Genomic DNA, 21,773 nt, shown 5'->3' on the forward strand with positions numbered 1-21,773 from the left:
TCCCCTTAACCGCGAGCCTTGACAGCTGGACGTACAACCACGTCGCCGCCAGTAGCGCCAGGAACGGCACCCTTGATCAGCAGCAGGTTGCGTTCAGCGTCGACGCGAACTACTTCCAGGGACTGCACAGTAACGCGCTCGGCGCCCATGTGACCGGACATTTTCTTGCCCTTGAACACACGACCAGGAGTCTGGCACTGGCCGATGGAACCCGGAACACGGTGCGATACGGAGTTACCGTGGGTGTTATCTTGGCCACGGAAATTCCAGCGCTTGATGGTACCGGCGAAGCCTTTACCTTTCGACTGACCGGTGACGTCTACCAGCTGGCCTGCAGTGAAGAGTTCAGCTTTGATCAGATCGCCAGCCTGGAAATCGCCTTCTTCAAGACGGAACTCCCAGACACCGCGACCAGCGGCAACGTTTGCTTTAGCGAAGTGACCAGCTTGAGCAGCAGTCACACGCGAAGCACGACGCTCGCCTACAGTGACTTGCACTGCACGGTAGCCATCAGTTTCTTCGGTTTTGAACTGGGTGACGCGATTCGGCTCGATCTCAACGACCGTGACCGGAATGGAGACACCTTCTTCGGTGAAAATACGGGTCATACCGCATTTACGACCGACTACACCAATAGTCATGTTGTAAACCTCATGAGTGTACGGGGCTTTCACCCGCTATGGCCGCCCATTTCAGAGCGTTACACGGACAAGACCGAAGTCTTAGCCGAGGCTGATCTGCACTTCCACGCCTGCCGCGAGATCGAGCTTCATCAGCGCATCAACGGTTTTATCCGTTGGCTGGACGATGTCCAGAACGCGCTTATGAGTACGGATCTCGTACTGGTCACGCGCGTCTTTGTTGACGTGCGGGGAGACCAGAACGGTGAACCGCTCTTTGCGGGTAGGCAGTGGAATTGGACCACGCACTTGTGCCCCAGTACGTTTCGCGGTTTCCACGATTTCCTGGGTGGATTGGTCGATCAGGCGATGGTCGAAAGCCTTCAACCTGATTCGGATTTGCTGATTTTGCATTGGATTTCAGACTCCAGGCTGTTCCCAACGGACGCACTACGCCCGCTAAAAGGAGGCGTGATTCTATAGACGGCTCAATTTAGTGTCAACCCAATAAAAAAAACCCCCGCTGAGCGGGGGTCTTTTTAACCGATCGAGTGATTACTCGATGATTTTGGCTACGACGCCAGCGCCGACGGTACGACCGCCTTCACGGATAGCGAAACGCAGACCGTCTTCCATCGCGATGGTCTTGATCAGGGTGACAACCATTTTGATGTTGTCGCCTGGCATGACCATTTCAACGCCTTCTGGCAGCTCGCAGTTGCCAGTTACGTCGGTGGTACGGAAGTAGAACTGTGGACGGTAGCCTTTGAAGAACGGAGTGTGACGACCGCCTTCTTCTTTCGACAGAACGTACACTTCAGCTTCGAACTTGGTGTGCGGCTTGACCGAACCTGGCTTGACCAGAACCTGGCCACGCTCAACGTCGTCACGCTTGGTGCCGCGCAGCAGCACGCCGCAGTTCTCGCCAGCACGACCTTCGTCCAGCAGCTTGCGGAACATCTCAACACCGGTGCAGGTGGTGGTGGTGGTGTCACGCAGACCAACGATTTCCAGGGCGTCTTGAACGCGGACGATGCCACGCTCGATACGACCGGTAACAACGGTGCCACGACCCGAGATCGAGAATACGTCTTCGATTGGCATCAGGAACGGCTTGTCGATCAGACGCACTGGCTCAGGGATGTAGGTATCCAGAGTTTCAACCAGTTTACGAACGGCAGTGGTGCCCATTTCGTTGTCGTCTTTGCCTTCCAGGGCCATACGAGCGGAACCGATGATGATCGGAGTGTCGTCGCCTGGGAAGTCGTAGGTGGACAGCAGGTCGCGAACTTCCATCTCGACCAGTTCCAGCAGCTCAGCGTCGTCTACCAGGTCAGCCTTGTTCAGGAAGACCACGATGTACGGAACGCCAACCTGACGGGACAGCAGGATGTGCTCACGGGTTTGTGGCATCGGGCCATCGGCAGCCGAGCAAACCAGGATCGCGCCGTCCATCTGGGCAGCACCGGTGATCATGTTCTTCACGTAGTCAGCGTGACCCGGGCAGTCAACGTGAGCGTAGTGACGAATGGTCGAGTTGTACTCAACGTGCGCGGTGTTGATGGTGATACCGCGAGCTTTCTCTTCTGGAGCCGAGTCGATCTTGTCGAAGTCAACGATTGCGGAACCGAAGACTTCCGAGCAGACGCGAGTCAGAGCTGCAGTCAGAGTGGTTTTACCGTGGTCAACGTGGCCGATGGTGCCAACGTTAACGTGCGGAAGGGAACGATCAAATTTTTCTTTAGCCACGACAGTGAACTCCTAGCCTAAAGGGGCTGAATCAGCCTTGTTTTTTAACGAGAGCTTCGACGATGTTCGACGGAGCTTCGGCGTATTTGGAGAATTCCATGGAGTAGCTCGCGCGACCCTGAGACATGGAACGAACGTCGGTCGCATAACCGAACATCTCCCCGAGCGGCACTTCAGCACGGACAACCTTGCCGGAGACCGAATCATCCATACCCTGGATCAGACCACGACGACGGTTCAGGTCACCCATCACGTCACCCATGTAGTCTTCCGGGGTTACAACTTCAACCTTCATGATCGGCTCGAGAACCACGCCGCCGCCCTTCTGGGCCAGCTGCTTGGTTGCCATCGAAGCAGCGATCTTGAACGCCATTTCGTTGGAGTCGACGTCGTGGTACGAACCGTCGAATACCGTGGCCTTCAGGCCGATCAGAGGATAGCCGGCAACGACGCCGTTCTTCATCTGCTCTTCGATACCCTTCTGGATCGGGGCGATGAATTCCTTAGGAATCACACCACCAACGACTTCGTTGGTGAACACCAGACCTTCGGTGATGTTGCCTTTGTCGTCCACGTCCGGCTCCGAGAAACGGATCCAGCAGTGACCGAACTGACCACGACCACCCGACTGACGAACGAACTTGCCTTCGATCTCGACGTTGGACTTGGTGATCTTCTCGCGGTACGAAACCTGCGGCTTGCCGATGTTGGCTTCGACGTTGAACTCGCGCTTCATGCGGTCAACGAGGATGTCCAGGTGCAGCTCACCCATACCGGAGATGATGGTCTGACCGGTTTCTTCATCGGTCTTGACGCGGAACGACGGGTCTTCCTGAGCCAGCTTGCCCAGTGCGATACCCATCTTTTCCTGGTCCTGCTTGGTTTTCGGCTCAACAGCAACCGAAATTACAGGCTCCGGGAAGTCCATACGCTCAAGGATGATCGGCTTGTCGGCGTTGCACAGGGTGTCACCGGTGGTGACGTCCTTCATGCCGATCAGAGCAGCGATGTCGCCTGCACGTACTTCTTTGATCTCTTCACGCTGGTTGGCGTGCATTTGCACCATACGACCAACGCGTTCTTTCTTGCCCTTGACCGAGTTGATCACGGAGTCGCCCGAGCTCAGGAAGCCCGAGTAGACGCGCACGAAAGTCAGAGTACCAACGAACGGGTCGGTGGCAATCTTGAACGCCAGAGCCGAGAACGGCTCCTCGTCGGAAGCGTGACGCTCGTCGAAGTCGGCATCGACCAGCTCTTCTTTCGACTTCTCGATCAGATCAGGGTGAATACCTTTGATCGCCGGGATTTCGGTAGGAGCAGGCAGGAACTCGATTACGGCGTCGAGAACCAGGGGAACGCCCTTGTTCTTGAACGACGAACCGCAGACCGCTGGAACGATCTCGCCAGCCAGGGTGCGCGCACGCAGACCAGCCTTGATCTCTTCGACGGTCAGCTCTTCGCCTTCCAGGTACTTGTTCATCAGCTCTTCGCTGGACTCGGCAGCCGCTTCGACCATGTCGGAACGGTACTTTTGAGCCATCTCAAGCATGTCGGCAGGAATTTCTTCCTCGCGCGGCGAAGTACCCTTGTCGTCGTCGTTCCAGTAGACAGCCTTCATCTTGATCAGGTCGACCTGACCCTGGAAGTTGTCTTCGGAGCCGATAGCCAGCTGGATTGGAACCGGGGTGTGACCCAGGCGGTTCTTGATCTGGCCAACAACGCGCAGGAAGTCAGCGCCGGCACGGTCCATCTTGTTCACGTAAACAACACGTGGAACACCGTACTTGTTGGCTTGACGCCATACGGTTTCGGACTGTGGCTCAACGCCGGAGGTACCGCAGAACACAACGACCGCGCCGTCGAGTACACGCAGCGAACGCTCAACTTCAATGGTGAAGTCAACGTGGCCGGGGGTATCGATGACGTTTACGCGGTAGTTGTCGTACTGACCGGTAGAACCTTTCCAGAAGGTGGTAACGGCAGCGGAGGTAATGGTAATACCCCGCTCCTGCTCCTGCACCATCCAGTCGGTGGTCGCGGCGCCGTCATGCACCTCGCCCATCTTGTGGCTCAGGCCTGTGTAGAACAGGATCCGCTCGGTAGTGGTAGTTTTGCCCGCGTCAACGTGCGCGCAAATACCAATGTTACGGTAGCGGTTGATTGCTGTAGTACGAGCCATAAAGCCCTCGCAAAATGATTGATGCTTGAATTAGAAGCGGTAGTGCGAGAATGCTTTGTTGGCTTCAGCCATACGGTGCACGTCTTCACGCTTCTTGACTGCAGCACCTTTGCCTTCAGCAGCATCCAGCAGCTCACCAGCCAAACGCAGGGCCATGGACTTCTCGCCGCGCTTGCGGGCGTAGTCTACAAGCCAGCGCATTGCCAGCGCGTTACGACGGGATGGGCGAACTTCGACCGGGACCTGGTAAGTGGCACCGCCGACACGGCGGGACTTGACTTCGACCAGCGGAGCGATGGCGTCGAGAGCTTTCTCGAAGATTTCCAGGGGATCGCTGTTCTTGCGTTCTTTGACCTTGTCCAGCGCACCGTAAACGATACGCTCGGCAACGGCCTTCTTGCCGCTTTCCATCACGTGGTTCATGAACTTGGCGAGGATCTGGGAGCCGTATTTTGGATCGTCCAGAATCTCACGTTTTGCTGCTACACGACGTCTTGGCATGATAAGCCCTCAAACGGTCTTCAGGTTAGCCCGGGACGTGGGTCTTCGACCCCTGCCCGACCTTACTCTTATCGACTGAAAAAAATGATTGTGTGCAAACGGCCGATTACTTCGGACGCTTGGTACCGTACTTCGAACGACCCTGGTTACGGCCTTTGACGCCGGAGGTATCCAGAGAGCCGCGAACGGTGTGGTAACGAACACCTGGCAAGTCTTTTACACGGCCGCCACGAATCAGGACGACGCTGTGCTCTTGCAGGTTGTGGCCTTCACCGCCGATGTACGAGGAAACCTCGAAACCGTTGGTCAGACGCACACGGCATACTTTACGCAGTGCCGAGTTAGGTTTTTTCGGCGTGGTGGTGTACACACGGGTGCACACGCCACGACGTTGCGGGCAGTTCTGCAGCGCAGGTACGTCGGATTTCTCGACGGTACGCTTACGCGGCTGACGTACCAGCTGGTTGATAGTTGCCATCTACTAGCTCCACTGATTGTCTTGCGACGCTATTGTCTTGCAAGAAAGCCAAAAATTGACGAGACGGAGCCTCACCAAATTTAAGGGTACAAAAGTCTAAAGAGGTTCTTGCACCCAGTCAAGACAAGGCCCCGGCCCTCCCCGCCCGGTGATCGGTAACATTGCATGTCACCGGACACCGCGGAGAGGGGCCGGGGCCCCGCCCTGTACTTAGTTACCGCTGGAATTCAGCGCTTCGGTCAGTGCGGCTTCCACCTCACTGGCACTCACGCGCAGCGGCTTGTCGGCTTCACGGCGACGCTTGCGCTCGCTGTGGTAAGCCAGACCAGTACCAGCCGGGATCAGTCGACCCACGACCACGTTCTCTTTCAGGCCGCGCAGGTAATCGCGCTTGCCGGTTACCGCCGCCTCGGTCAGTACACGGGTGGTTTCCTGGAAGGAAGCCGCCGAGATGAACGATTCGGTGGACAGCGAGGCCTTGGTGATACCCAGCAGCACACGGGTGAACTTGGAGATGAACTTGTCATCGGCTGCGAGACGCTCGTTCTCGACCAGCACGTGAGTCAGTTCCATCTGGTCGCCCTTGATGAAGCTGGAGTCGCCCGACTCGGCAATCTCAACTTTACGCAGCATCTGACGCAGGATGGTCTCGATGTGCTTGTCGTTGATCTTAACGCCTTGCAGACGGTAAACGTCTTGAATCTCGTTGACGATGTACTTCGCCAGCGCGCTGACACCCAGCAGACGCAGGATGTCGTGCGGATCGCTCGGGCCGTCGGAGATAACTTCGCCGCGGTTTACCTGTTCGCCTTCGAAGACGTTCAGGTGGCGCCACTTTGGAATCAGCTCTTCGTACGGATCGCTACCGTCGGTCGGCGTGATGACCAGACGGCGCTTGCCCTTGGTCTCTTTACCGAACGCAATGGTACCGCTGACTTCTGCCAGGATCGAGGCTTCTTTCGGACGACGGGCTTCGAACAAGTCGGCAACCCGTGGCAGACCACCGGTGATGTCACGGGTCTTGGACGTTTCTTGCGGGATACGCGCGATAACGTCACCAACACCGATCTGTGCACCGTCGGCCACACCAACCAAGGCGTTGGCTGGCAGGAAGTACTGAGCAGGTACGTCGGTACCTGGCAGCATCAGATCCTTGCCATTGGCGTCGACCATCTTGATGGCCGGACGGATTTCCTTGCCAGCGGCAGGGCGATCCTTGGCGTCCAGGACTTCAATGTTGGTCAAACCAGTCAACTCGTCAGTCTGACGCTTGATGGTGATGTTTTCTTCCATGCCCACGAAGGTCACGGTACCTTTCAGCTCGGTAACGATCGGGTGGGTGTGCGGGTCCCACTTGGCGACGATTGCGCCAGCTTCGACCTTGTCACCTTCCTTGACCGAAATCACTGCACCGTAAGGCAGCTTGTAGCGCTCACGCTCACGACCGAACTCGTCGGCAATGGCCAGCTCGCCGGAACGCGACACAGCAACCAGGTTGCCGTCAGCACGCTCGACCTGCTTCAGGTTATGCAGACGCACCATACCGCCGTTCTTCACCTGGACGCTGTCGGCAGCCGAGGTCCGGCTTGCAGCACCACCGATGTGGAACGTACGCATGGTCAGCTGGGTACCCGGCTCACCGATGGACTGGGCAGCGATAACGCCGACCGCTTCACCGATGTTCACCTGGTGACCGCGAGCCAGGTCACGACCGTAGCACTTGGCGCAGATACCAAAGCGGGTTTCGCAGCTGATCGGCGAACGAACGATAACTTCGTCGATGCTGTTCAGTTCGATGAACTCGACCCACTTCTCGTCGACCAGCGTACCGGCCGGAACGATGACGTCTTCGGTGCCAGGCTTGAATACGTCACGGGCGATGACTCGACCCAGTACGCGCTCACCCAGCGGCTCTACGACGTCACCGCCTTCGATGTGCGGGGTCATCAGCAGGCCGTGATCGGTGCCGCAATCGATCTCGGTAACCACCAGATCTTGCGCCACGTCGACCAGACGACGAGTCAGGTAACCCGAGTTCGCAGTCTTCAGTGCGGTATCCGCCAGACCCTTACGAGCACCGTGCGTCGAGATGAAGTACTGCAGAACGCTCAGGCCTTCACGGAAGTTCGCGGTGATCGGCGTCTCGATGATCGAGCCGTCCGGCTTGGCCATCAGACCACGCATACCAGCCAACTGACGAATCTGAGCTGCCGAACCCCGGGCACCGGAGTCAGCCATCATGTACATCGAGTTGAAGGACTCTTGGTCGACTTCGTCGCCATTGCGGTCGATGACCTTCTCTTTCGAGAGGTTGGCCATCATCGCCTTGGAAACTTCGTCGTTCGCCTTGGACCACAAGTCGATGACCTTGTTGTACTTCTCGCCCTGGGTAACCAGGCCGGAGGCGTACTGGCTCTCGATTTCCTTCACTTCGTCGGTGGCTGCACCGATGATGCGGGCTTTTTCGTCCGGGATAACGAAGTCGTTAACACCGATCGAAACGCCGGAAATGGTCGAGTAGGCAAAGCCGGTGTACATCAGCTGGTCAGCGAAGATCACGGTCTCTTTCAGACCAACCACGCGGTAGCACTGGTTGATCAGCTTGGAGATCGCCTTCTTCTTCATCGGCTGGTTGACCACGTCGTACGACAGACCTGGTGGTACAACCTGGAACAGCAGCGCACGGCCGACGGTGGTGTCGACAATACGGGTGTTCTTGACGCTGCCGCCATCACGGTCGTTCACGGTTTCGTTGATACGAACCTTGATCTTCGCGTGCAGGGCAGCTTCGCCGGCGCGGAATACGCGGTCGACTTCCTGCAGGTCAGCGAATACGCGACCTTCGCCCTTGGCGTTGATGGCTTCACGGGTCATGTAGTACAGACCCAGTACAACGTCCTGCGACGGAACGATGATTGGCTCACCGTTGGCTGGCGACAGAATGTTGTTGGTCGACATCATCAGCGCGCGCGCTTCGAGCTGGGCTTCCAGCGTCAGCGGCACGTGAACGGCCATCTGGTCACCGTCGAAGTCGGCGTTGTACGCAGCACAGACCAGCGGGTGCAGCTGGATAGCCTTACCTTCGATCAGTACCGGTTCAAAGGCCTGGATACCCAGACGGTGAAGGGTCGGTGCACGGTTGAGCAGTACGGGGTGTTCGCGGATAACCTCGGCGAGTACGTCCCATACCTCAGGCAGCTCGCGCTCGACCATCTTCTTGGCGGCCTTGATGGTGGTCGCCAGACCACGCATTTCCAGCTTGCCGAAAATGAACGGCTTGAACAGCTCGAGTGCCATCTTCTTCGGCAGACCGCACTGGTGCAGACGCAGGGTCGGGCCTACGGTAATTACCGAACGACCGGAGTAGTCCACGCGCTTACCGAGCAAGTTCTGACGGAAGCGACCTTGCTTACCTTTGATCATGTCGGCCAGCGACTTCAGCGGACGCTTGTTCGAGCCAGTGATGGCGCGACCGCGACGGCCGTTGTCGAGCAGGGCGTCGACCGCTTCCTGCAGCATGCGCTTTTCGTTGCGCACGATGATGTCCGGCGCCGACAGATCGAGCAGGCGCTTCAGACGGTTGTTACGGTTGATCACCCGGCGGTACAGGTCGTTCAGGTCGGAGGTCGCGAAACGACCACCGTCCAGCGGTACCAGCGGACGCAGGTCCGGCGGCAGTACTGGCAGAACGGTCAGGACCATCCACTCAGGCAGGTTGCCCGAGCCCTGGAAAGCTTCCATCAGCTTCAGGCGCTTGGACAGCTTCTTGATCTTGGTTTCCGAGTTGGTCTGCGGAATTTCTTCACGCAGGCGGCCAATCTCGTGCTCCAGGTCGATAGCGTGCAGCAGCTCGCGGACAGCCTCGGCACCCATGCGGGCGTCGAAGTCATCACCGAACTCTTCCAGCGCTTCGAAGTACTGCTCGTCATTGAGCAGCTGACCCTTCTCGAGGGTGGTCATGCCCGGGTCGATAACGACGTAGCTCTCGAAGTAGAGAACGCGCTCGATATCACGCAGGGTCATGTCCATCAGCAAGCCGATACGGGACGGCAGCGACTTCAGGAACCAGATGTGGGCAACCGGCGAGGCCAGTTCGATGTGCGCCATGCGCTCACGACGAACCTTGGCCAGGGCGACTTCAACGCCGCACTTCTCACAGATCACACCACGGTGCTTGAGGCGCTTGTACTTACCGCACAGGCACTCGTAGTCCTTGACTGGGCCAAAGATCTTGGCGCAGAACAGCCCGTCACGCTCAGGTTTGAACGTACGGTAGTTGATGGTTTCCGGCTTCTTAACTTCACCGAACGACCACGAACGGATCATCTCAGGTGACGCCAGACCGATACGGATGGCGTCGAACTCTTCGACTTGACCCTGGTTTTTCAGCAAATTCAGTAGGTCTTTCAAGGCCTTTCCTCCTGGCGGAGCAGGGAGCGGGCTGTTACAGCCCCGCCCCCCTTCGCGTCACGTGTTATTCGGTTTCCAGATCGATGTCGATACCGAGCGAACGGATCTCTTTGATCAACACGTTGAAGGACTCGGGCATGCCCGGCTCCATACGGTGATCGCCATCCACGATGTTCTTGTACATCTTGGTACGGCCGTTCACGTCGTCCGACTTCACTGTGAGCATTTCTTGCAGGGTGTATGCCGCGCCGTATGCTTCCAGCGCCCACACCTCCATCTCCCCGAAACGCTGACCACCGAACTGCGCCTTACCACCCAGCGGCTGCTGGGTAACCAGGCTGTACGAACCAGTGGAACGCGCGTGCATCTTGTCGTCCACCAAGTGGTTCAGCTTGAGCATGTACATGTAACCAACGGTCACCGGACGCTCGAACTTGTTGCCGGTACGGCCGTCGAACAGCACCATCTGACCGCTTTCTGGCATGTCTGCCAGTTTCAGCATGGCCTTGATCTCGCTTTCCTTGGCACCGTCGAAGACCGGAGTAGCCATAGGCACGCCTTTCTTCAGGTTGTTCGCCAGGGCGATGATCTCTGCGTCGGTGAACTCTTCCAGGCTTTCCTGACGACCGCCGATCTCGTTGTAGATCTCGGTCAGGAAGCTGCGCAGTTCAGCGGCTTTGCGCTGCTCTTCGATCATGCGATCGATCTTCTCGCCCAGACCTTTGGCCGCGAGGCCCAGGTGGGTTTCAAGGATCTGACCGACGTTCATACGCGAAGGTACGCCCAACGGGTTCAGTACGACGTCGACCGGCGTACCGTTGGCGTCGTGCGGCATGTCTTCGACCGGCATGATCACCGAGACCACACCTTTGTTACCGTGACGACCAGCCATCTTGTCGCCCGGCTGGATGCGGCGGCGGATAGCCAGGTAGACCTTGACGATCTTCAGTACGCCCGGAGCCAGGTCATCGCCCTGCTGCAGCTTGCGCTTCTTGTCTTCGAACTTGTCGTCGAGCAGACGGCGGCGATCAACGATGTAGGCCTGGGCCTTTTCCAGCTGATCGTTCAGCGCGTCTTCGGCCATGCGCAGTTTGAACCACTGGCCGTGCTCCAGACCGTCCAGTACTTCGTCGCTGACCACGGTGCCTTTTTTCAGGCCCGCGCCACCGTCGACCACTTGGCCGTTCAGGGCAGAACGCAGACGTTCGAAGGTTGCACCTTCGACGATGCGGAACTCTTCGTTGAGGTCCTTGCGGATCTCGTCCAGCTGCATCTTCTCGATGGCCAGGGCACGGCTGTCGCGCTCTACGCCATCACGGGTGAAGACCTGGACGTCGATGACAGTACCTTTGGTGCCGGTCGGCACGCGCAGGGAGGTGTCTTTAACGTCGCTGGCTTTTTCACCAAAGATTGCGCGCAGCAGCTTCTCTTCTGGAGTCAGCTGGGTCTCGCCTTTGGGAGTGACCTTACCAACCAGAATGTCGCCAGCGCCGACTTCAGCACCCACGTAGACGATACCGGCTTCGTCCAGCTTGTTCAGCGCAGCTTCACCCACGTTCGGGATGTCTGCGGTGATTTCCTCTGGGCCAAGCTTGGTGTCACGCGCCACACAGGTCAGTTCCTGAATGTGGATGGTGGTGAAGCGATCTTCCTGGACCACACGCTCCGACAGACAGATGGAGTCTTCGAAGTTGAAGCCGTTCCACGCCATGAACGCGATGCGCATGTTCTGACCCAGCGCCAGTTCACCCATGTCGGTGGACGGACCGTCGGCCATGATGTCGTGACGCTGAACCACATCACCCTTGCTCACCAGCGGACGCTGGTTGATGCAGGTGTTCTGGTTGGAACGGGTGTATTTGGTCAGGTTGTAGATGTCGACACCGGCTTCACCGGTTTCTACTTCGTCATCGGCAACACGGACCACGATACGGCTGGCATCGACCGAGTCGATCACGCCGCCACGACGAGCCACGACGCAGACGCCGGAGTCACGGGCAACGTTGCGCTCCATGCCGGTACCTACCAGCGGCTTGTCGGCACGCAGGGTGGGTACAGCCTGACGCTGCATGTTCGAACCCATCAACGCACGGTTGGCGTCGTCGTGCTCGAGGAACGGAATCAGCGACGCTGCAACCGACACAACCTGCTTCGGCGAAACGTCCATCAAGGTGACGTCTTCCGGCGCCTTGACGGTGAATTCGTTCAGGTGACGAACAGCAACCAGCTCGTCGATCAGGTGCTTCTCGGCGTTCATCGTGGCCGAAGCCTGAGCGATGACGTGATCAGCTTCTTCGATCGCCGACAGGAACACGATGTCGTCGGAAACAACACCCTCTTTCACCACGCGGTACGGGCTCTCGAGGAAGCCGTACTGGTTGGTGCGGGCATAGGCTGCCAGGGAGTTGATCAGACCGATGTTCGGACCTTCAGGGGTCTCGATCGGGCACACACGGCCGTAGTGGGTCGGGTGTACGTCACGGACTTCAAAGCCAGCGCGCTCACGGGTCAGACCGCCAGGGCCGAGTGCAGAGACACGACGCTTGTGGGTAATTTCCGAGAGCGGGTTGTTCTGGTCCATGAACTGCGAGAGCTGGCTGGAACCGAAGAACTCTTTCACCGCCGCCGCAACCGGCTTGGCGTTGATCAGGTCTTGCGGCATCAGGCCTTCGCTTTCGGCCATCGACAGACGCTCTTTGACCGCACGCTCGACGCGTACCAGGCCAACCCGGAACTGGTTTTCGGCCATCTCGCCGACACAACGCACACGACGGTTACCCAGGTGGTCGATGTCGTCGACGATGCCTTTACCGTTACGGATGTCGACCAGGGTCTTCAGCACGTCAACGATGTCTTCCTTGCTCAACACGCCCGAACCTTCGATCTCGGAGCGACCGATACGACGGTTGAACTTCATGCGACCGACAGCGGACAGGTCGTAGCGCTCGGCGCTGAAGAACAGGTTGTTGAACAGGGTCTCGGCGGCATCCTTGGTCGGTGGCTCGCCTGGACGCATCATGCGGTAGATCTCGACCAGCGCTTCCAGTTGGTTGCTGGTGGTGTCGATCTTCAGGGTGTCCGAAATGAACGGACCGCAATCGATGTCGTTGGTGTACAGCGTCTCGATGCGTACAACCTGAGCCTTGGCGATCTTGATCAGCAGCTCGGTGGTCAGCTCGGTGTTGCACTCGGCAAGGATCTCGCCGGTAGCCGGATGCACGATAGCCTTGGCGCTGGTGCGACCCAGGACGTACTCCATCGGCACGTCCAGCTGCTTGACGCCAGCCTTCTCGAGCTGATTGATGTGACGCGCAGTGATACGACGGCCCTGCTCGACGATGACTTTGCCATTTTCGTCATGGATATCCATGACCGCAACTTCACCGCGCAGACGCTGAGGTACCAGCTCCAGGCTGAGCGATTCGCCCGACACGTGGAACACGTTGGTGCTGTAGAAGGCGTTCAGAACCTCTTCGGTGCTGTAGCCCAGCGCGCGCAGAAGTACCGAGGCCGGCAGTTTGCGGCGACGGTCGATACGCACGAATACGCAGTCCTTCGGATCGAACTCGAAGTCCAACCAGGAACCGCGGTAAGGAATGATACGAGCCGAGTACAGCAGCTTGCCGGAGCTGTGCGTCTTGCCACGGTCGTGGTCGAAGAACACACCCGGCGAACGGTGCAGCTGGGAAACGATCACACGCTCGGTACCGTTGATTACGAAGGTACCGTTCTCAGTCATCAGGGGGATTTCACCCATGTAGACTTCTTGCTCTTTGATGTCCTTGATCGCTTTGTTCGACGATTCTTTGTCGAAGATGATCAGACGGACTTTCACCCGCAGCGGCACGGCGAAGGTCACGCCGCGCAGGACGCACTCCTTGACGTCGAAAGCCGGCTCGCCCAGACGATAGCCAACGTACTCCAGGGCAGCATTGCCGGAGTAGCTGATGATCGGGAAGACCGACTTGAAGGCAGCATGCAGACCGACGTCGCGGAACTGATCCTTGGATGCTCCCGCTTGCAGGAATTCGCGATACGAATCCAGCTGGATGGCCAGGAGATAAGGCACATCCATCACGTCCGGTAACTTGCTAAAGTCCTTGCGGATACGTTTTTTCTCAGTGTATGAGTAAGCCATCAGCGTTCCCCAGCTTGGTCACCTGCTTGTTTGGCTTCTCCCGGCGGGAGCAGCCAGAAAATCGTGCAAACCCCGTGGTTTGCTCCACCCTCTAGGTGGTTACTGCACGTTATCGGGGCCGACCTGGTCGGCCGCCAATAACGGAAAAAGGCCGGTGGCAAAAGCCACCAGCCATCAGCCGTACGCTAAAGCTCCGGCTGGAGTCGCAAAGTCGAAATTACTTGAGTTCGACTTTAGCGCCTGCTTCTTCCAGCTTCTTCTTGGCGTCTTCAGCAGCTTCTTTCGAAACGCCTTCAGCAACGACCTGAGGAGCGGTGTCAACTTTCTCTTTGGCTTCTTTCAGGCCCAGACCGGTCAGTTCACGAACGGCCTTGATCACGTTGACTTTCTTTTCGCCAGCTTCCAGCAGAACGACGTTGAATTCGGTCTGCTCTTCAACAACGGCAGCAGCAGCAGCTGGGCCAGCAGCGGCAACAGCGGCGGTCACGCCGAAGGTTTCTTCCATTGCTTTGATCAGTTCAACAACTTCCAGAACGGTTTTCTGGCCGATTGCTTCGATGATTTGTTCGTTAGTCAGGGACATGACTTAAATCCTGTATTGGGGTGAAGGCCTACGCAGCCATCAAATTAAACGTATGATTTTGAAAGTGCTTCGTTGCCTTAGGCAGCGGTAGCTTCTTTCTGGTCGCGAATGGCTGCCAGGGTACGAGCCAGCTTGCTGGTAGCGCCTTGAATGACGCTCATCAGCCTTGCGATGGCTTCGTCGCGAGTCGGCAGGGTAGCCAACACGTCGATTTCGTTCGCTGCAATGAACTTGCCGTCAAACGCAGCTGCCTTGATCTCGAACTTGTCCTGACCCTTGGCGAATTCCTTGAACAGACGAGCAGCAGCGCCCGGGTGTTCGTTGGAGAACGCGATCAGGGTAGGGCCAGTGAACACGTCGTTGAGGACACTGAATTCAGTGTCAGCAACAGCGCGCTTGAGCAGGGTGTTACGTACGACACGTACGTATACGCCAGCTTCACGAGCCTCTTTACGGAGTCCGGTCATTGCGCCTACAGTCACACCACGGGCATCAGCCACGACAGCGGACAGAGCGACTTTGGCAGCCTCGTTGACTTCAGCGACGATGGCCTTCTTGTCTTCGAGTTTAATTGCCACGGGTAAAACTCCTGCTTGTTACCGTTTCATCTGGCCGAAGCCGGATGTCGTTTTGGTGTCTGATTCGGTAAGGAACCGGGAGCACCATCTGCGTAGGCTGGGTGTTTAAGGCTTGAGCCGCCTACGGTCTTGGATAGCCCCCGCCAGGCAGGGACCCCAATTTTTGCTGCTGGCGTGCTTACGCACGCCGGCATTGTCTTACGCGTCCAGCGAGCTCTGGTCGATGACCAGACCTGGGCCCATAGTGGTGCTCAGGGTAACGCGCTTGACGTAGATGCCTTTCGAGGAAGCTGGCTTGATACGCTTCAGATCAGCGATCAGGGCTTCAACGTTTTCCTTCAGCTTGCCGGCTTCGAAGCCAACCTTGCCAACGGAAGTGTGAATGATACCGTTTTTGTCGGTGCGGTAGCGAACCTGACCAGCCTTGGCGTTTTTAACCGCGGTGGCTACGTCTGGAGTTACGGTACCAACCTTCGGGTTAGGCATCAGGCCGCGAGGACCCAGAACCTGACCCAGCTGACCAACAACGCGCATGGCATCCGGGGATGCGATGACTACGTCGTAGTTCAGGTCGCCGGCTTTCATCTCGGCAGCCAGGTCGTCCATGCCTACACGGTCAGCGCCGGCAGCCAGAGCGGCCTCAGCAGCTGGACCCTGGGTGAAGACAGCAACGCGTACGGTCTTGCCAGTACCGTGTGGCAGCACGGTAGCGCTACGAACGACCTGGTCGGATTTACGCGGGTCAACACCGAGGTTGACGGCAACGTCGAAGGATTCGCTGAACTTCACGGTGGACAGTTCGGCCAGCAGCACTGCTGCGTCTTCGAAGTTGTAGATTTTGCCAGCTTCGAGTTTCGAAGCAATGGCCTTTTGGCGCTTGGTCAGCTTAGCCATTACACACCCTCCACGTTGAGGCCCATGCTGCGAGCAGAACCGGCGATGGTACGCACGGCTGCATCCATGTCAGCGGCAGTCAGATCAGCCTGTTTGGTCTTGGCGATCTCTTCCAACTGAGCACGAGTCACAGTACCCACCTTGACGGTGTTCGGACGCGCGGAACCGCTGGTCAGGCCAGCTGCTTTCTTCAGCAGAACCGAAGCAGGGGTGCTTTTGGTTTCGAAGGTGAAGCTACGGTCACTGTAAACAGTGATGATCACAGGAGTCGGCAGGCCGGCTTCTTGACCCTGAGTACGGGCGTTGAAGGCCTTGCAGAATTCCATGATGTTCACACCGTGTTGACCCAGTGCTGGACCAACGGGTGGGCTTGGGTTGGCCTGGCCGGCCTTTACTTGCAGCTTGATGTAAGCCTGAATCTTCTTAGCCATGAGCTACTCCAATATCGGGTACGAACGCCAGATGGCTCCCCGGATGACATGCGTTTTATCCCAGTGACGACAAAACCCCGCAGCACATAGGGCTGCGGGGTATGGGATGCGTCGTTCGCCTAGACCTTCTCGACCTGGCCGAACTCGAGCTCCACCGGAGTGGAGCGGCCGAAAATGAGCACCGCCACTTGGAGCCGGCTCTTTTCGTAGTTAACTTCTTCAACGGTACCGTTGAAATCAGCGAAGGGACCGTCAACGACGCGAACCACTTCACCTGGCTCAAAGAGCGTTTTGGGCTTCGGCTTGTCGCTGCCGTCGGCAACGCGACGCAGGATAGCTTCAGCTTCTTTATCGGTGATCGGCGCAGGTTTATCTGCAGTACCACCAATGAAGCCCATTACACGAGGGGTATCCTTGACAAGGTGCCAAGTACCTTCGTTCATTTCCATCTGGACCAACACGTAGCCAGGGAAGAACTTACGCTCGCTCTTGCGCTTCTGGCCATTGCGCATTTCGACGACTTCTTCGGTCGGAACCAAGATCTCGCCGAAACCGTCTTCCATGCCAGCCAGCTTCACACGCTCAGTCAAAGAGCGCATTACATGCTTCTCGTAACCCGAGTAAGCATGCACAACGTACCAACGCTTAGCCACGGGACACCCTTAGCCAACAATCAAGGAGACCGCCCAGCCGAGCAGGGAGTCGAGACCCCACAACAGCAGCGCCATAACCAATACAACAACCACGACGATAAGCGTGGTTTGCATGGTTTCCTGGCGGGTCGGCCACACGACTTTACGGATCTCGGTACGAGCTTCCTTCGCCAACGCAAAGAACGACTTACCCTTCGCGGTCTGCAGGGCAACGAAGCCAGCAGCAGCAGCCAGAGCAAGCAGTGCGAGTACGCGATACAGAATCGGAGAGGCGGAGTAATATTGATTACCCACGACACCAACGACTACCAGTGCAACAACAGCGAGCCACTTGAAAAGATCAAAACGCGAATCTTGGGCTTCAGTTTTGGGAGTCATTGAGGAGGATCCTGTGAGAAGAAAGCCAATCACACCGAGGTGAATGGCAGGTCAGGAGGGAATCGAACCCCCAACCTACGGTTTTGGAGACCGTCGCTCTGCCAATTGAGCTACTGACCTTTAACACTGTACCAGGCCGACCATTATGCCGACCTGATCTTATGAAATCAACTACTTATTCAATAATTTTCGCTACAACACCAGCGCCGACGGTACGACCGCCTTCACGGATAGCGAAACGCAGACCGTCTTCCATCGCGATGGTCTTGATCAGGGTGACAACCATTTTGATGTTGTCGCCTGGCATGACCATTTCAACGCCTTCTGGCAGCTCGCAGTTGCCAGTTACGTCGGTGGTACGGAAGTAGAACTGTGGACGGTAGCCTTTGAAGAACGGAGTGTGACGACCGCCTTCTTCTTTCGACAGTACGTACACTTCAGCTTCGAACTTGGTGTGCGGCTTGACCGAACCTGGCTTGACCAGAACCTGGCCACGCTCAACGTCGTCACGCTTGGTGCCGCGCAGCAGCACGCCGCAGTTCTCGCCAGCACGACCTTCGTCCAGCAGCTTGCGGAACATCTCAACACCAGTGCAGGTGGTGGTGGTGGTGTCACGCAGACCAACGATTTCCAGGGCGTCTTGAACGCGGACGATGCCACGCTCGATACGACCGGTAACAACGGTGCCACGACCCGAGATCGAGAATACGTCTTCGATTGGCATCAGGAACGGCTTGTCGATCAGACGCACTGGCTCAGGGATGTAGGTATCCAGAGTTTCAACCAGTTTACGAACGGCAGTGGTGCCCATTTCGTTGTCGTCTTTGCCTTCCAGGGCCATACGAGCGGAACCGATGATGATCGGAGTGTCGTCGCCTGGGAAGTCGTAGGTGGACAGCAGGTCGCGAACTTCCATCTCGACCAGTTCCAGCAGCTCAGCGTCGTCTACCAGGTCAGCCTTGTTCAGGAAGACCACGATGTACGGAACGCCAACCTGACGGGACAGCAGGATGTGCTCACGGGTTTGTGGCATCGGGCCATCGGCAGCCGAGCAAACCAGGATCGCGCCGTCCATCTGGGCAGCACCGGTGATCATGTTCTTCACGTAGTCAGCGTGACCCGGGCAGTCAACGTGAGCGTAGTGACGAATGGTCGAGTTGTACTCAACGTGCGCGGTGTTGATGGTGATACCGCGAGCTTTCTCTTCTGGAGCCGAGTCGATCTTGTCGAAGTCAACGATTGCGGAACCGAAGACTTCCGAGCAGACGCGAGTCAGAGCTGCGGTCAGAGTGGTCTTACCGTGGTCGACGTGGCCAATAGTGCCAACGTTAACGTGAGGTAGGGAACGATCAAACTTTTCCTTAGCCATCTATGCAGTCCTCCGCAGAAGAAAATAGTCACTACTACCGATAAAACAAAGGCAGATATTTTCATATCTGCCTTGTTATATGGAGCTCTTGAGCGGACTTGAACCGCTGACCTCACCCTTACCAAGGGTGTGCTCTACCAACTGAGCTACAAGAGCGAAACACATTGTGCAATAACAGCAAACTTGGAGCGGGTAGCGGGAATCGAACCCGCATCATCAGCTTGGAAGGCTGAGGTTCTACCACTAAACTATACCCGCGAGCTTGCTGCTCTCGCTAAAATGGTGGAGGGGGAAGGATTCGAACCTTCGAAGTCGAAGACGGCAGATTTACAGTCTGCTCCCTTTGGCCGCTCGGGAACCCCTCCTGAGCGTGGGCGGCATTTTCAGCTTTTGCCGTCCTGCTGTCAAGCTTTTTTTTCAATTAAATCTTGAAGTTAGCTGCGTTGACAACAGCTTCCGGTTCAACCACCTGAGTGGTGTTCCCTGTGAAGCGGGCGCCATTCTATCAAGCTATCCGCCAGTTGCAATACCCCCGCAGTAAATAATTTTATGTTTTAAGTCTTTGAAATCCTTAGAAAGACTGCCAAGGACGGTTTGGTCCAGCAAACGCTCGCTTTGCGCATCAACCTTGAGCCACTGGCCGTCGGCACCTGGGAGCTGTCCAGACACCATTTGGGTCGTGATATCCAGGGTCAGTAGCCTTTGACGAAGCGCATCGAGCTGCTCGCGGGAAGCCAGACCACCCACCACCAGGCATTCATCACGGCGCTTGGCTGGCGTAGCGGCAACCGTTTCGCGCAACAAGCGGATTTCTTGCTGGCTACCTTTATAAAGAGAAAGCGGCGCCACTTCTTTCACCCTCAATGGCGCCTCTTGTTGATGCCAGACGTAATAGACACCGTTGAGCACCAGCAACAACAGAAACAACCAACGCATAGGCACCTCAATCCAATGGACAAGCCATGGCCAGGCCAACAAACACCAAGTCAGGCACGATCCGGGCCTGCGGCGCGGCTTCACGCACCAACGGCGCATCCCCCCCGGTCAGGAACACAGTGAAGTGATCGCCCCAGAGCGCCCTCGCCTGCTCGATCTGAGTTCGGGCAAAGCCTTGCAACATGAGCACGCAGCCACGCTCAACCGCCTCAACGGTAGAACGCCCCGGCTCGAGCGTGCTCACGGCGCGCTCGGCGGAAGCGTCGTCATAGCGGATCCTGCGGGTGTGCGTACGCAGCTGACTACGCATAAGAGGCATGCCCGGACAGATGTAGCCGCCCAGGTGCTCACCATCGGCAGCGACAAAGTCGGCTTTGGCTGCTGTGCCCAGATCAATCACCAGGCATGCCCCTTTGGCCAGGTGGTATGCCCCCAGGGCAGCCAACCAGCGATCCATCCCCAGCCGTTCATAGTCATCGTAACCATTACGCACCCCGGCCATTTCCTGCGCGGGCAATGCAATGCACGCCTGGATGGCGAAGCCTGCGAGCAGGACAGACCGGAGCTCTTCAGTTTCTTGCTCACTGCGCACACTGACAATTCGACAGCCATTCAGGCGCAAGGAAGGCAATGCTGAAACCGCAGCCAACAGCGCCTGATCCGAATCGACGATGCCACCTCCGACGATCGTCGCGTCAGCAGCATGAATCACCCGCCACTTGATAAAGCTGTTTCCGCAATCGAGCTCAAGAATCATCACGCAACCTCAGACTGAGCTCACCACCACTAAAGCTCTTTTCCACACCCTCGACCTCAAGACGCAAGCCACCCTGACCATCCACACCGCGCACTACGCCGTCGGTATGGCTACTACCCGCAATCAGCGACACTTTGCGCCCCTGCCATAGATGGGCCTGCTCCCATTCTTCCTGGAAGGCCGGGAAACCATAACGACGATGCCGGGCCAGCTCATGCTGCAGCTGCTGATTGAGCCTCGCGACGAGCTGATTGCGATCAATCGGTAGCCCCGCTTCTTTTCTCATCGAGGTCCACAGCTGATCGACCTGCTCATTCGCCTGCATGTTCACATTGATGCCGATACCGAGCACCACATGACATACGTCGGCCGGATCGCCGACCAACTCCAACAGGATGCCGGCAATCTTCTGATCGCCGACCAGCACGTCGTTGGGCCACTTCAAGCCTGCACCTTTAACACCAAAGGCCTGCAGCGCGCGCATGACAGCCAGGCCGACCACCAGGCTCAAGCCCTCCAGCTGGCGCATGCCACCCTCAACCCGCAGCACGAGACTGTAGTAGAGGTTCTCTGCGAAAGGGCTGACCCACTGCCGACCTCGACGGCCGCGACCGGCACTCTGCCGTTCAGCCAGTACCAGGAATGGCGCAGCACGACCCTGCGCGACGCCGCGCAAAGCCTCGGCATTGGTCGAATCGATCGCATCATGGATATACAGCGGCCAGACTTCGCCTTCTGAATAGCCGGCGATCGCCTGTGACTCAAGCAACGCCAACGGCGCCGCCAACTGGTAGCCACGCCCGCGAACCTTGTGGATGGTCAGGTTCAATTCGGTTTCCAGGTGCTGCAGCTGCTTCCAAACGGCGCTACGGCTCACCCCGAGAGCTTCCCCGAGCGCTTGTCCGGAATGAAACCGGCCATCCTTGAGGAGATTCAACAACTTCAGCATGCCAGTCTCGACTTGGAATAAGGCTGGAATGATAGCTATGGCCTGAGGGCTTGCATAGGAAAAGGGCATGCTGAGCGCTCATGCGGCGACAGCCTGGCAGTGGCACGCAAGCGTCTGGGTGGAGTACCCGGGATAGGCATCTCACCGCCGATTTTTCAACGTGCAAAGAC

The 21,773-nt window shown here is 57.4% G+C and carries 18 protein-coding genes and 4 tRNA genes; all 22 read right to left on the reverse strand.

Features of this window, described 5'->3' with window-relative positions:
• Nucleotides 1–5: 5 nt before the first annotated feature.
• On the reverse strand, nt 6–641 hold the full coding sequence (rplC, locus tag J3B00_RS26375; protein WP_186519368.1) for a 50S ribosomal protein L3: 636 nt from the start codon (nt 639–641) through the stop codon (nt 6–8).
• An 81-nt stretch (nt 642–722) separates the two neighbouring features.
• Entirely contained in the window at nt 723–1,034 is a 312-nt protein-coding gene (gene rpsJ, locus J3B00_RS26380) for a 30S ribosomal protein S10 (RefSeq protein WP_003186070.1), read from the reverse strand.
• A gap of 141 nt (nt 1,035–1,175) precedes the next feature.
• Entirely contained in the window at nt 1,176–2,369 is a 1,194-nt protein-coding gene (tuf, locus tag J3B00_RS26385) for an elongation factor Tu (RefSeq protein ID WP_038998486.1), read from the reverse strand.
• 31 nt (nt 2,370–2,400) lie between these two features.
• Nucleotides 2,401–4,548: an elongation factor G gene (fusA, locus tag J3B00_RS26390; protein ID WP_209874445.1), complete on the reverse strand. Its 2,148-nt coding sequence runs from the start codon at nt 4,546–4,548 to the stop codon at nt 2,401–2,403.
• 30 nt (nt 4,549–4,578) lie between these two features.
• The gene (gene rpsG / locus J3B00_RS26395; RefSeq protein ID WP_008089143.1) at nt 4,579–5,049 is read right to left on the reverse strand and encodes a 30S ribosomal protein S7; all 471 of its coding nucleotides are present in this window, start codon (nt 5,047–5,049) and stop codon (nt 4,579–4,581) included.
• A gap of 106 nt (nt 5,050–5,155) precedes the next feature.
• Nucleotides 5,156–5,527, reverse strand: coding sequence for a 30S ribosomal protein S12 (gene rpsL, locus J3B00_RS26400; RefSeq protein ID WP_003257088.1), 372 nt, complete (start codon nt 5,525–5,527; stop codon nt 5,156–5,158).
• A gap of 210 nt (nt 5,528–5,737) precedes the next feature.
• Nucleotides 5,738–9,937, reverse strand: a complete 4,200-nt coding sequence (gene rpoC / locus J3B00_RS26405; protein WP_209874449.1) for a DNA-directed RNA polymerase subunit beta' — start codon at nt 9,935–9,937, stop codon at nt 5,738–5,740.
• A gap of 64 nt (nt 9,938–10,001) precedes the next feature.
• Entirely contained in the window at nt 10,002–14,075 is a 4,074-nt protein-coding gene (gene rpoB / locus J3B00_RS26410) for a DNA-directed RNA polymerase subunit beta (RefSeq protein ID WP_209874452.1), read from the reverse strand.
• 217 nt (nt 14,076–14,292) lie between these two features.
• Complete coding sequence (gene rplL, locus J3B00_RS26415) at nt 14,293–14,658, reverse strand: 50S ribosomal protein L7/L12 (protein ID WP_119138212.1); 366 nt, start codon at nt 14,656–14,658, stop codon at nt 14,293–14,295.
• A 77-nt stretch (nt 14,659–14,735) separates the two neighbouring features.
• A complete protein-coding gene (gene rplJ / locus J3B00_RS26420; protein ID WP_209874455.1) occupies nt 14,736–15,236 on the reverse strand; it encodes a 50S ribosomal protein L10 in 501 nt (166 codons plus the stop codon).
• A 198-nt stretch (nt 15,237–15,434) separates the two neighbouring features.
• On the reverse strand, nt 15,435–16,130 hold the full coding sequence (rplA, locus tag J3B00_RS26425) for a 50S ribosomal protein L1 (protein ID WP_209874458.1): 696 nt from the start codon (nt 16,128–16,130) through the stop codon (nt 15,435–15,437).
• Nucleotides 16,130–16,561 carry a 50S ribosomal protein L11 gene (rplK, locus tag J3B00_RS26430; RefSeq protein ID WP_115085065.1) on the reverse strand — a complete coding sequence of 144 codons (432 nt, stop codon included), beginning with the start codon at nt 16,559–16,561 and terminating at the stop codon, nt 16,130–16,132. Before rplK ends, rplA begins: the two co-directional genes overlap by 1 nt.
• 119 nt (nt 16,562–16,680) lie before the next feature.
• Nucleotides 16,681–17,214, reverse strand: coding sequence for a transcription termination/antitermination protein NusG (gene nusG / locus J3B00_RS26435; RefSeq protein WP_101322353.1), 534 nt, complete (start codon nt 17,212–17,214; stop codon nt 16,681–16,683).
• Nucleotides 17,215–17,223: 9 nt separating this feature from the next.
• Nucleotides 17,224–17,592 (reverse strand): preprotein translocase subunit SecE, encoded by a 369-nt coding sequence (secE, locus tag J3B00_RS26440; RefSeq protein WP_101322354.1) that lies wholly within the window; start codon nt 17,590–17,592, stop codon nt 17,224–17,226.
• A gap of 44 nt (nt 17,593–17,636) precedes the next feature.
• A tRNA-Trp gene (locus J3B00_RS26445) sits at nt 17,637–17,712 on the reverse strand.
• A gap of 55 nt (nt 17,713–17,767) precedes the next feature.
• Entirely contained in the window at nt 17,768–18,961 is a 1,194-nt protein-coding gene (tuf, locus tag J3B00_RS26450; RefSeq protein WP_038998486.1) for an elongation factor Tu, read from the reverse strand.
• An 80-nt stretch (nt 18,962–19,041) separates the two neighbouring features.
• Nucleotides 19,042–19,117, reverse strand: a tRNA-Thr gene (locus J3B00_RS26455).
• A gap of 28 nt (nt 19,118–19,145) precedes the next feature.
• A tRNA-Gly gene (locus J3B00_RS26460) sits at nt 19,146–19,219 on the reverse strand.
• A gap of 22 nt (nt 19,220–19,241) precedes the next feature.
• Nucleotides 19,242–19,326: transfer RNA gene (locus J3B00_RS26465), tRNA-Tyr, on the reverse strand.
• A gap of 145 nt (nt 19,327–19,471) precedes the next feature.
• Nucleotides 19,472–19,897, reverse strand: coding sequence for a hypothetical protein (locus J3B00_RS26470; protein ID WP_209874461.1), 426 nt, complete (start codon nt 19,895–19,897; stop codon nt 19,472–19,474).
• A gap of 7 nt (nt 19,898–19,904) precedes the next feature.
• Nucleotides 19,905–20,654, reverse strand: a complete 750-nt coding sequence (locus J3B00_RS26475; protein WP_209874464.1) for a pantothenate kinase — start codon at nt 20,652–20,654, stop codon at nt 19,905–19,907.
• Complete coding sequence (birA, locus tag J3B00_RS26480) at nt 20,644–21,603, reverse strand: bifunctional biotin--[acetyl-CoA-carboxylase] ligase/biotin operon repressor BirA (protein ID WP_209874467.1); 960 nt, start codon at nt 21,601–21,603, stop codon at nt 20,644–20,646. Before birA ends, J3B00_RS26475 begins: the two co-directional genes overlap by 11 nt.
• Nucleotides 21,604–21,773: the final 170 nt, after the last annotated feature.

Source organism: Pseudomonas sp. BP8, from assembly GCF_017875955.1.
Classification (GTDB): Bacteria; Pseudomonadota; Gammaproteobacteria; order Pseudomonadales; family Pseudomonadaceae; genus Aquipseudomonas.

Coding starts and splice junctions, on each gene's coding strand:
- rplC (WP_186519368.1), bottom strand. CDS start 641: ATGACTATTGGTGTAGTCGGTCGTAAATGCGGTATGACCCGTATTTTC.
- rpsJ (WP_003186070.1), bottom strand. CDS start 1,034: ATGCAAAATCAGCAAATCCGAATCAGGTTGAAGGCTTTCGACCATCGC.
- fusA (WP_209874445.1), bottom strand. CDS start 4,548: ATGGCTCGTACTACAGCAATCAACCGCTACCGTAACATTGGTATTTGC.
- rpsG (WP_008089143.1), bottom strand. CDS start 5,049: ATGCCAAGACGTCGTGTAGCAGCAAAACGTGAGATTCTGGACGATCCA.
- rpsL (WP_003257088.1), bottom strand. CDS start 5,527: ATGGCAACTATCAACCAGCTGGTACGTCAGCCGCGTAAGCGTACCGTC.
- rpoB (WP_209874452.1), bottom strand. CDS start 14,075: ATGGCTTACTCATACACTGAGAAAAAACGTATCCGCAAGGACTTTAGC.
- rplL (WP_119138212.1), bottom strand. CDS start 14,658: ATGTCCCTGACTAACGAACAAATCATCGAAGCAATCGGCCAGAAAACC.
- rplA (WP_209874458.1), bottom strand. CDS start 16,130: ATGGCTAAGCTGACCAAGCGCCAAAAGGCCATTGCTTCGAAACTCGAA.
- rplK (WP_115085065.1), bottom strand. CDS start 16,561: ATGGCTAAGAAGATTCAGGCTTACATCAAGCTGCAAGTAAAGGCCGGC.
- secE (WP_101322354.1), bottom strand. CDS start 17,592: ATGACTCCCAAAACTGAAGCCCAAGATTCGCGTTTTGATCTTTTCAAG.
- tuf (WP_038998486.1), bottom strand. CDS start 18,961: ATGGCTAAGGAAAAGTTTGATCGTTCCCTACCTCACGTTAACGTTGGC.
- J3B00_RS26470 (WP_209874461.1), bottom strand. CDS start 19,897: ATGCGTTGGTTGTTTCTGTTGTTGCTGGTGCTCAACGGTGTCTATTAC.
- J3B00_RS26475 (WP_209874464.1), bottom strand. CDS start 20,654: ATGATTCTTGAGCTCGATTGCGGAAACAGCTTTATCAAGTGGCGGGTG.
- birA (WP_209874467.1), bottom strand. CDS start 21,603: ATGCTGAAGTTGTTGAATCTCCTCAAGGATGGCCGGTTTCATTCCGGA.